Source organism: Rhodopseudomonas sp. (assembly GCF_048594845.1).
GTDB lineage: Bacteria > Pseudomonadota > Alphaproteobacteria > Rhizobiales > Xanthobacteraceae > Rhodopseudomonas.
Window position 1 is genome coordinate 1 of sequence record NZ_JBMDXE010000353.1, and the last position, 10,465, is coordinate 10,465.

The window sequence follows — 10,465 nt, forward strand, 5'->3', positions numbered from 1 at the left end:
GCGGATGAAGAAGCGGATGATGGCGGCGGTGCCGGGCGCGTCGGTGGTCATCACCAACCCGACCCACTTCTCGGTGGCGTTGAAATACGAACGCGGCATGCAGGCGCCGATCTGCGTCGCCAAGGGTGTCGACGCGGTCGCGTTCAAGATCCGGGAAGTCGCCAAGGCCAACAACGTACCGATCGTCGAGAACGTGCCGCTGGCGCGCGCGCTCTACGCGACCGTCGATGTCGATGAGGAAATTCCGGTCGAGCACTACCAGGCGGTCGCTGAGGTGATCGGCTACGTGATGAACCTGAAGCGTAACTTGTTCGGGCGGCGGAACTGAGCCGGACAGGGGAGGCATGGCCTCTCCTGACGGCAACAACGGCCTGCCGCGTCGTCTCAGCGTCGGGCCGGATTCGAACGGGCTTGGATCGGCTCCGTCCGTTCGCCGCCGAGCGGGACGTCGCCACGGACGGCTGCCTCGTAGCTTGCCGGGCGATCCCGAAACTAACGGCGCGGCGCCATCCGCTGCGGGTGAACCCGCGAATCAGCAGCGGCGGCGTTTTGCGCCATTTTGCCGGCCCGAAAGTCGTCCGGAACGTGTTTATTGGCGGGATTCGCTTGCGCTTTCGGCTCCGATTCAGGCAGTTGGAAGCTGGCCGCCGCTGCGCCGGCAGGCAAGGGATCGGTTCGGTGACCATGACCATCAACGACCAGCAGGCTTCCTCCGCCGCGGAGCCGGCGCGCCGTAGCGGCAGCATCGCGCTCGTGCTGCTGGTGGCCGGCGCCATCATCGCCGCAGCGGTCGCCTTCATGACGCTTGGCCGCGCCGAAGCGCAGCCCTACATCCTCGGCCTGCTGGCGCTGCTGGCGATGGTCGGCCTGTTCATGCTGTTCGCCTTCGCAGCGGGCATCGTCGGCTTCGCGGATCATGCCGCTGCCGATCCGGTTCTGCGGGCGATCTCCGAGAGCGCCTTCGACGGCATTGCCGTGACCGATCCGCGCGGCCACGTGGTCTACGCCAACCCGGCCTATCTGGCGCTCACCGGAGCGACATCGATGCAGGACGTGCGTCCGGTCGAGCGGGTGTTCATCGGCAATCCCGACGTTTCCGAAGCGGTGTTTCGTCTGCTGAAGGCGTCGCGTGAAGGCAAGCGGTTGCAGGAGGAGGTTCGGGTCGCGGGGGCCGACGGCGCGGCCGGCCGCTGGATGCGCCTGCGTGTGCGCCCGCTCGGGACCGGCAAGCGCGAAGCCAAGCAGACCGTGTGGTCGATCGCCGACATCACGCGCGACCGTGAACACCAGGAAGACGTGTTCCAGGAACTGCAGCACGCCATCGAATATCTCGACCACGCGCCCTGCGGCTTCTTCTCGGTCGATGCCGGCGGCAACCTCGTCTACGTCAACGCCACGCTGGCGAACTGGCTGGATCACGACCTCGCCGAGATCGGCTCGGGCGGGCTCAAGCTCAACGACATCGTGTCGGGCGACGGCTCGGCGCTGCTCACCTCGATCGTGCCCGAACCGGGCGAAGTGAAGACGGAAGTCTTCGACATCGACCTGAAGATGCGCAGCGGCAAGACCATGCCGGTGCGGCTGTATCACAAGCTGGCTTTCGGCGCCGATGGCATACCGGGCGCCTCGCGCACGCTGGTGATCAGCCGCGCGCGCGACGAGCGGCTGGATCCGCAACGCGCCGCCGAGATCCGCTTCATGCGGTTCTTCGATCACACCCCCATGGCGATCGCCACCGTCGACAAATCAGGCGCTGTGGTGCGCGCCAATGCCCGCTTCGCCAAGCTGGCGCAAGGACTCGATCCGTCGGGCGGCGCTGCCAAGTCGATCCTCGCCGCCGTCAGCACGCGGGACCGCGCCACGCTCGGCGCGGCGATCGATCAGGCCGCGCAGGGCCAGGCCGACATCCCTCCGGTGGAGGTTTTGCTCCACGGCGCCAAGGAGCGCTGGGGCCAGTTCTTCGTCACCGCGGTGGCGGACGACGGCGACGCCGAAGCAGCCATCGTGTATCTGCTCGAGACCACCGAGCGCCGCGCACTGGAGAACCAGGTCAACCAGGCGCAGAAGATGGACACCATCGGCCAGCTCGCCGGCGGCATCGCGCACGACTTCAACAACGTGCTGTCGGCCATCATGATGGCCAACGACTTCCTGCTGAACGCCCACAAGCCGACCGATCCGTCGTTCCAGGACATCATGCAGATCAAGCAGAACGCCACCCGCGCCGCGACGCTGGTGCGTCAGCTGCTGGCGTTCTCGCGCAAGCAGACCCTGCGCCCGCAGGTGCTCGATCTCGGCGAGGCGCTGACCGATATCGATCGTCTGCTGAAGCGGCTGATCGGCGAGAGGATTACGCTGGAGATGCAGCACGGCCGCGATCTGTGGCGGACCAAGGCGGACGTCTCGCAGTTCGAGCAGGTCATCGTCAATCTCGCGGTCAACGCCCGCGACGCGATGCCGGACGGCGGCAAGCTCACGATCCGCACCTCGAACGTCGCCGCCGCCGACGTCGCGCAACTCGCCCACAAAGGCATGCCGGCCGCGGACTACGTGCGGATCGAAGTCAGTGACACCGGCACCGGCAGTCCGGCCGACATCGTCGACAAGATCTTCGAGCCGTTTTTATCGACCAAGGAAGTCGGCAAGGGCACCGGCCTCGGCCTGTCGACTGTCTACGGCATCATCAAGCAGACCGGCGGCTTCGTGTATGTCGACAGCGAGCTCGGCAAAGGCACGACCTTCCACATCTTCCTGCCGCGCCATGAAGCCGTGGCGGAGCCGCAAACGGCCGCCAGCGGCAGCGTCGCCGAGGTTGCGGCCGCGGCAGCCGCCGCCAAGCCGCGCGGCGACATGACCGGGCAGGGCACGATCCTGCTGGTCGAGGACGAAGAGGGGCTGCGTTCGCTGAATGCCCGTGGTCTGCGTTCGCGCGGCTATCAGGTGATCGAGGCCTCCAACGGCATCGAAGCGCTCGAAGAATTCGACGCGGTCAATGGCGAGGTCGATCTCGTGGTGTCGGACGTGGTGATGCCGGAGATGGACGGCCCGACGCTGCTGAAGGCGATGCGGGGGCGCAATGCCGATCTGAAGATCATCTTCGTCTCCGGCTATGCCGAGGACGCGTTCGAGAAGAGTCGGCCCGAGAACGAGCAGTTCGCCTTCCTCGCCAAGCCGTTCGCGCTCAGCGCGCTGGTCGCGAAGGTGAAGGAAACGATGGCGCCGAACTAAGCGCTCGTCGAGCGGCTCATTTGCGCGCGCAAGCGCGGGACGGTCCAGTCGAGGAAGCTCCGCACTTTCAGCGGCAGTGGCACGGCAGGCCGATGGATCAGGCTCACCGGCAGAGGATCCAGCGCGAACTCCGGCAGCAATTCCTGCAACGCGCCGGAGCGCAACTGATCTAACACCTGATAGGACAGCACGCGAATGATGCCGACACCCGCGAGTGCTGCCTGAACGGCAGCCTCGGTGGTGTTGACCGCGAGCTTGGGGCGTGGGTCGACGGCGAACGCCGCACTATCTCGTCGGTAGCGCCATTCCGGCGCGGTCGCGAAGCCCTGAAAGCTGATGCCGTCATGTGTCGCCAGATCCTCCGGCCGGCGCGGCTCGCCCCGGCGGGCCAGATAGGCCGGGCTCGCGCACAGGACGCGACGGACCGTGCCGACACGCGTCACGATCAGCGAGCTGTCGGCCAGATGTCCGATCCGCAGGGCGACGTCGATTTGTTCGTCGGTGAGGCTCACCTGCCGGTCGACGAGAGTCAGGCGGAGATTGATCTCCGGCTGCTGCTTCAGAAAGTCCAGCGCGATCGGCAGCAGGTAGCGCTCGCCGTATGCGATCGGCGCCGTGACGTGGAGTCCGCCGCGCAATGCGCCGTAGTCGCCGGCGGCCTGCCGCTCCGCCGCGTTGAGATCGTCCAGGATGCGGCGCGATGCTGAGACGAAGGCGCGCCCTTCCTCGGTGAGGGTGAGGCCGCGGCTGCTGCGCAGCACGAGGCGGACGCCGAGATGCTTCTCGAGTTCTCCGACCTTGCGGCTGACCGTGGCCAAAGGTGAGTGCAGGCGGCGCGCACCAGCCGAGAGGCTTCCAGCATCGACAACAGCGAGCAGCACAGCCATTGCCTCGAGACGATCCATCGCATCGTTCCAGAAATTGGGAGGGAAGCTCTCAAAATAGCAGGATACTTCCGTTGATTGTAGATCACCTAGGCTTTCTCGCGATGGGAGCTGTCGCTCCCGCCACACCCAACGACATGGGAGAGCGCGAATGCCTCAACTGTCCCGCCGCATGTTTGCCAGCGGCCTTCTCGGAGGGAGCCTCGTCGGAGGCGGCCTGATCAGTGGCGCTCTCGCGCCCGTCCACGCCAAAACCCAGCGGTCTGCGTCCGCGCCGACGGCACCGGTGAGCGTGACGCCGCTCGCACAAATCAGGATCGGCCGGTTCACTGTCACGGCGCTCACCGACGGCTATGCGGATATGCCCTACGGCTACTTCCCCGGCCGTTCGCCGGCGCAGGTCGAGCAGGCCGCAGGCGCGCAATTTACAGCCCGGCAGAGTGGCGTGCGTTTCCTGTTCAACCAGTATCTGGTCGAGGATGGCCAGCGCCGGATCCTTATCGATTCCGGGCCGGCTGGATCGATCGGCCAAACCGGCGCGCTGCCGAAGGCGCTCGGTGCAGTGGGCCTGCAGCGTGACCAGATCGACGCGGTGATCGTGACTCACATGCATCAGGACCACATGGGTGGACTGATTGTCGGTGGTCGGAAGAACTACCCGAAGGCCGAGTTGTATGTCGATCGGCGCGACGTCACCCACTGGACCGACCCGGCGAAAGCCAGCGGCGCTCCGGACTTTCTGCAGCCGAGCTTCCGGATGGCGAAGGATGTCGTGCGCCTTTACCCGAAGCTGCAGGCCATCGATGGGGAGCGCGAAATCGTGCGCGGCGTCTCGATCGTCGATCTCACGGGGCATACGCCCGGCCATATCGGCGTGAGGATCGAGGATGGCGGCCAAAGCCTGATCATGGTGTCTGACATGATCTTTCCGGTCGTGCATCCTGCGGCGACCGACGTTTACTTCCTGTTCGAGCAGGACCGTGCAGCGGCCCAGGCGATGCGGGATCGCTTCTTCCCGCGCGCGGCGTCGGAAGGTGCGCTGATCGCCGCGACGCACATGCCTTTCCCGGGGCTCGGCCGCATCGTCTCGGACCGCGGGCAACTACGTTGGCAGCCAGCCGATTGGGCATTGCAGACCTGAAGTCCGCCACGGCGGGCGCCGCAAAGGCGTCCGCCGAATTGGCCACGATCGGCGGGTCTCTGCTGACGTCGATGAGTGATGCTGTGCTGATCACATCACGCGAAGTGTTGGCGGGTTAATTCGCCGCTCGGCTCTCAGCGCCATCCGCACTTGTTAGTAAGCGCCCCGCACCTATTCCGCGCGTCAACCAGGCGCGCGGCCAGTCGTGGCCCTTCAATCTACTTTTGCGAACGAGTTGCAATATTGGTTCAAGGGCCGGGAGCTAATGTCCCGCGACCGAGGGCCGCAGGGTTGCGACAGGGGCTGCGGCGTTGCGCATCCTTCACTTTTCCCCGCCGCTGCCCATTTTGGGGGAGCTTCCCCATGACGGGGGATAAAGGGAAACCAATGAACTTTTTGCATCGCACGCGTGGCGCCGTTGCCGCTCTGGCCGTGACCCTGTCGCTGGCCATGCCTTTGGCGCTCGCACTGTCGTCGGCCGCAGAGGCTCGCATCGGCGGCGGCGGCAATTCCGGCTCGCGCGGCTCGCGCACCTTCATGGCGCCGAAGTCGACCCAGACGGCGCCGGGCGCCGCGCAGCCGTTCAACCGCACCATGAGCCAGCCGGGCAGCCCGGGCATGAACGCTCCGGCAGCCGGCGCGGCGTCCAAGGGCGGCTTCTTCAACCGGCCCGGCATGGGCATGCTGGGCGGCCTCGCCGCTGGCTTCCTCGGCGCCGGCCTGCTCGGCATGCTGTTCGGCGGCGGCTTCATGTCCGGCCTCGGCGGCTTTGCGTCGATCCTCGGCCTGATCCTGCAGGTTGTTCTGGTCGTCGTCGTGGCGCGGCTGGCGTGGTCGTGGTGGCAGCGGCGGAACAACCCGCAGCCGGCGCAGGCCTATGCCAACAGCAGCGCGGGCACCGGCCCGACCGTCGGTCCGGGTGCCGACGCTGCCCCGGCGTATCGCAGCGGTTTCGGCTTTGGCGGCGGCAGCGCGCCGAACCAGCCGCCGCTGGAGATCAAGCCGGAAGACTACGAGGCGTTCGAACGCCTGCTCGGCGACATCCAGGCGGCCTGGTCGAACGAGGATCAGGAGCGTCTGAACACGCTGGCTACGCCGGAAATGGCTTCGTACTTCGCCAAGGATCTGGCGGAGAACAAGGCCAACAACGACATCAACAAGGTGTCGGATGTGAAGCTGCTGCAGGGCGACCTCGCCGAGGCGTGGCGCGAAGGCGAGACCGACTACGCCACCGTGGCGATGCGATTCTCGCTGGTCGACAAGACGCTGGAGCGCGGCACAGGCCGGCTCGTGGCCGGCAGCGAAACGCCGATCGAGGTCACTGAGGTCTGGACCTTCGCGCGGCGGCCGGGCTCCGACTGGGAGCTGTCGGCGATCCAGCAGACCAACTAAGCCACTTCCCCGAGCAGAACGAAGCGCCGCGGATTTCCGCGGCGCTTTTCGTTTGGGCGCGGGTTCCGCCGCGTGAACCGGATCTGTGCTGGCGCATTGAGAAAGCGGGCAACATGATAACGGCCGACCTTGTCGCCCTGCGGAGAGGAACGTGATGCGCTACGAGTTGTACTATTGGCCGACCATTCAGGGACGCGGCGAGTTCGTGCGGCTCGCGCTGGAAGAGGCCGGCGCGACCTATGTCGACGTCGCGCGGCGGAGCAAGGCCGGCGTCTCGACCATGATGAAGATGATGCAGGCCAAGACCGGCACGCCGTCCTTCGCGCCGCCGTTTTTGAAGGCCGGTCCGTTAGTAATCGGCCAGACCGCCAACATCATGCTGTATCTCGGCGACCGCCATGGCTTGGCGCCGAAAACCGAAGCCGGCCGGCTATGGGTGCACGAACTCCAGCTCACCATCGCCGATCTGGTTCAGGAGGTGCACGACACCCACCATCCGATTGGCACGTCGCTGTACTACGAAGACCAGAAGGGACCGGCGAAGCGGCGCGCAGCCGGGTTCCGTAAGGAGCGCATGCCGAAATACTGCGGCTATTTCGAACGGCTGATTGCCGGCAGCGGCGGCCCGTTCGTCACCGGCCGCAAGCTGACCTACGCGGACCTGTCGCTGTTCCAGATCGTCGAGGGTCTGCGCTACGCATTTCCGAGGTCTATGAAGAAATTCGAACGCAAGATCCCGGGCCTCATCGCGCTGCACGACCGCGTCGCCGCCCGTCCCAACATCGCCGCTTACCTCGCCAGCGACCGCCGCATCCCGTTCAACGAAGACGGCATCTTCCGGCACTACAAGGCGCTGGATAAGTAGTCATCTCGCCGTCATTCCCGGCGCGCTTCGCGCGCCCCGGAATGACGGCTCGGGCGCGCTCTGCTACCTGCTCTTCCCATCGACCGGCGTCATCGTCAGCGTCGCAAGATCGATGCCGTCGATGCAGGCGACGTTGAGGGCGATGACTTCGCTGCCGTCGGGCTTGGTGCCGCGTGCGAACACTTCGACGCCGCACTCGTCGCACTGCTGGTGGCTGATCGCCCGCTGGTTGAACAGATATTCCTTCAAGCTGTCCTGACCGGCCCGCAGCTGAAAGCTCTGCGGCGCTAGGAAGGTGAAGTGCAGGCCGCGCTTGGTACAGATCGAGCAGTTGCAGGCCGTGACCATCGCGAGGTCGGTGGTGCATTCGAACCGCACCAGGCCGCAATGGCAGCCGCCGGTGCAGACTTTCAGTCCGCTCATGGTGTCTCCCGCCTGTCGATTGCTCGTCTGGATCGTTCTACCAGAGCGGGGACAGGCATGGATAGCGCCGAGCAGAAGACTGCGCTGCCGATATGAAAAGCCCCGCGCGAGGCGGGGCTGGTCATCGGTCGTTGGGCAGGCTCAGGCGAGCTGATCGACCCGCGTGCCCTGGCCGGGCGGGAGCGCTGCCTTGACCGGCTGCGTCGTCGTCGAGTCGTCCTTGTCCTTCGGCGGGGGCGGCGGAGGCGGAGGGCTCGCCTCGACGGTCGGCTTCGAGACGGGCGTCGACGACACGCTCGAAATACTACTCATCATCGATCCTCGTAGGTTTGCGAGTGTCACCGACAACTCCCGGTGCGGTCGTCCGCCACCTGCGTGGCTTCGATCGCGCCCGTCATCGGGTGATGTGAGCATCGCGCCGGCCGGTGAACTTTGCGCGCAGCGGCGTGGTCGGATTTGTCTTAAATGCCGCGTTTCATCGCACTGCCACATCGCTCCCGTGGCGCGCCGTGTTCGAGCGGCGCCTACTCGTTCTTGTCGCGCGACACTGCGATCGACGAATCCGTCTTGCCGCGAACGCAGCGCATGTCGAGGCGGCGATAGCGTGATTTGACGTCGTTACCACGCAGCAGACCGACCCGGCCAAAGCAGCGTTTCACGCCCCGCAGCGTATCGGCCTTCGGGATCGTGAATACGATCGCCGATGCGCTCGCGATCAGCTCCTGAAACTCTGGCGACGGTTTTCGCGAAGCCGCGATGCCGAACACCTCGTTCTTCACCGTCCGGCTCGGACACCCCAGCCGCAACGACTTCGCCGCTGGATGCGACAGGTAGATCACGTTGGCGACGGTCTTCCCAATCGTCACGCCGTCGATCTGCGACTTAAGCTGCTGAGCGAGATCATCGCAGCGATCAGCGCGGGCAGGGGAGGCGAGGGCGAGGCTGGCGGCAACACCAAGAACACCGGCCAGCAGTCCGTCGCGAGCAAGAGCGTTGAAGGTCCGGAGCGACAAATGATCTGATTTGGCGAGCATTACTGATCTCCGAACAGCGGTGATATCAAATCTCATAGTTGAGCCGGGTCAGAATGCAAGCGCCGCTGTCGACTGAGGTCATTTGCTATACAGTCAAATGACTGTACAGCCGTACTCGGGCTATGGTCGCGATGTCTGATTTCGAGTGGCGCGCCAAAGATAGGCTGAACCAGACCAAGCACGGCGTCGGTTTCGGCGTCGCCCAATTGGCATTTCTCGATCCTGGATGCGTCATCGCTGAAGACACCGACCACAGTCGGGACGAGCAAAGCTTCTTCTGTTTGGCAGGGTGGCAGAGGGCATCGTCACGGTCCGGCTCACTCGCCGCGGCGAAAAGATCAGGATCGATCTATGAAGAAATCAACGGTCAAGTGTCGCAAAGGCGAAATCGGCCGGCTGCGGATCGTCGAGGACTTCCTCCCGTCGCCCGAGCAACTCGTGCTGCGCGAGGACACCGTCAAAGTCACCCTCAGCCGGTCGCGGCGCTCAGTCGATTTCTTTAAACGAGCTGCGGCAAAGCAGAAGGTACCATACCAGCGCATGATCAGGGCACTGGTCGATGCCTAGGCGGAGAGCGAGGCTGAAGAGCGGCGGGAAACATGCAGTCCGCTGGTCTCCCACCCATTTTGAACCCTTCAAAACTCCGCCAAAACCCCCTACACAGGGCCCCGGAAATCCCCACCCGAGGCCCTGCCCATGAACGCACCCACGCCTGTCCCGTCCGCCGCCACTCCGGTTCCGCCCTATAAGCACACCCCACTGTTTCCGCTGGGCAAGGACGAGACGCCGTATCGCAAGATCAGCAGCGCGGGCGTGCGGGTGGAGAAGGTGCTCGGCCGGGACATGCTGGTGGTCGAGCGCGAGGCGCTGCGGGCGCTGTCCGAGGCGGCGTTCGGCGACATCAATCATTATCTGCGGCCGGGCCATCTGGCGCAACTCCGGAAGATCCTCGAGGACAACGAGGCCAGCCCGAACGACAAGTTCGTGGCGCTCGACTTCCTGAAGAACGCCAACATCGCCGCCGGCGGCGTGCTGCCGATGTGCCAGGACACCGGCACGGCGATCATCATGGGCAAGAAGGGCTGCAACGTCATCACCGCCGGTGACGACGAGGCGGCGCTGTCGGAAGGCGCGCGCGACGCCTATCTGCGCCGCAACCTGCGCTACTCGCAGGTCGCGCCGCTGACCATGTACGAAGAGAAGAACACCGCCAACAACATGCCGGCGCAGTGCGAGATCTACGCCGAGGGCGATGACGCCTACAAATTCATGTTCATGGCCAAGGGCGGCGGCTCGGCCAACAAGAGCTTCCTGTTTCAGGCGACGCCGTCGGTGCTGACCAAGGACCGGCTGCTCGCCTTCCTGAAGGAGAAGGTGCTGACGCTCGGCACCGCGGCATGCCCGCCCTATCATCTTGCGATCGTCATCGGCGGCACCTCGGCCGAGTTGAACCTGAAGACGGTCAAGCTTGCCTCCTGCCGATATTACGACAGCCTGC

The 10,465-nt window shown here is 65.3% G+C and carries 11 protein-coding genes; 7 read left to right on the forward strand and 4 right to left on the reverse strand.

Annotated elements, in window-relative coordinates; all coding sequences use genetic code 11:
- Positions 1–328, forward strand: a 328-nt coding sequence (locus ACOJTD_RS24160) for an EscU/YscU/HrcU family type III secretion system export apparatus switch protein (protein WP_420135390.1), incomplete at its 5' end; no start/stop codon positions are given.
- A 356-nt stretch (positions 329–684) separates the two neighbouring features.
- The gene (cckA, locus tag ACOJTD_RS24165; protein WP_420135399.1) at positions 685–3,228 is read left to right on the forward strand and encodes a cell cycle histidine kinase CckA; all 2,544 of its coding nucleotides are present in this window, start codon (positions 685–687) and stop codon (positions 3,226–3,228) included.
- On the opposite strand, the gene ACOJTD_RS24170 is transcribed toward cckA, so the two are convergent.
- Positions 3,225–4,133 carry a LysR family transcriptional regulator gene (locus tag ACOJTD_RS24170; protein WP_420135391.1) on the reverse strand — a complete coding sequence of 303 codons (909 nt, stop codon included), beginning with the start codon at positions 4,131–4,133 and terminating at the stop codon, positions 3,225–3,227. The two genes, cckA and ACOJTD_RS24170, sit on opposite strands and share 4 nt — an antisense overlap.
- Positions 4,134–4,263: 130 nt before the next feature.
- Between ACOJTD_RS24170 and ACOJTD_RS24175 the strand changes: the two genes are divergently transcribed.
- From ACOJTD_RS24175 to ACOJTD_RS24185, 3 genes are all read left to right on the forward strand, one after another.
- Positions 4,264–5,253 (forward strand): MBL fold metallo-hydrolase, encoded by a 990-nt coding sequence (locus ACOJTD_RS24175; protein WP_420135392.1) that lies wholly within the window; start codon positions 4,264–4,266, stop codon positions 5,251–5,253.
- A 387-nt stretch (positions 5,254–5,640) separates the two neighbouring features.
- Positions 5,641–6,645: a Tim44 domain-containing protein gene (locus tag ACOJTD_RS24180; protein ID WP_420135393.1), complete on the forward strand. Its 1,005-nt coding sequence runs from the start codon at positions 5,641–5,643 to the stop codon at positions 6,643–6,645.
- Positions 6,646–6,799: 154 nt separating this feature from the next.
- Positions 6,800–7,510, forward strand: a complete 711-nt coding sequence (locus ACOJTD_RS24185) for a glutathione S-transferase (RefSeq protein WP_420135394.1) — start codon at positions 6,800–6,802, stop codon at positions 7,508–7,510.
- A 63-nt stretch (positions 7,511–7,573) separates the two neighbouring features.
- Here ACOJTD_RS24185 and ACOJTD_RS24190 read toward each other — a convergent pair whose 3' ends face one another.
- The 3 genes from ACOJTD_RS24190 to ACOJTD_RS24200 form a co-directional block, all read right to left on the reverse strand.
- Positions 7,574–7,933, reverse strand: a complete 360-nt coding sequence (locus ACOJTD_RS24190) for a GFA family protein (RefSeq protein WP_420135395.1) — start codon at positions 7,931–7,933, stop codon at positions 7,574–7,576.
- Positions 7,934–8,074: 141 nt separating this feature from the next.
- A complete protein-coding gene (locus ACOJTD_RS24195) occupies positions 8,075–8,245 on the reverse strand; it encodes a hypothetical protein (RefSeq protein WP_197279742.1) in 171 nt (56 codons plus the stop codon).
- A 212-nt stretch (positions 8,246–8,457) separates the two neighbouring features.
- The gene (locus tag ACOJTD_RS24200; RefSeq protein WP_420135396.1) at positions 8,458–8,967 is read right to left on the reverse strand and encodes a hypothetical protein; all 510 of its coding nucleotides are present in this window, start codon (positions 8,965–8,967) and stop codon (positions 8,458–8,460) included.
- A 351-nt stretch (positions 8,968–9,318) separates the two neighbouring features.
- Here ACOJTD_RS24200 and ACOJTD_RS24205 point away from each other — a divergent pair, with 351 nt between their 5' ends.
- Entirely contained in the window at positions 9,319–9,534 is a 216-nt protein-coding gene (locus ACOJTD_RS24205; protein ID WP_420135397.1) for a hypothetical protein, read from the forward strand.
- Positions 9,535–9,663: 129 nt separating this feature from the next.
- On the forward strand, positions 9,664–10,465 hold an 802-nt coding region (locus ACOJTD_RS24210; protein WP_420135398.1), incomplete at its 3' end, for a fumarate hydratase.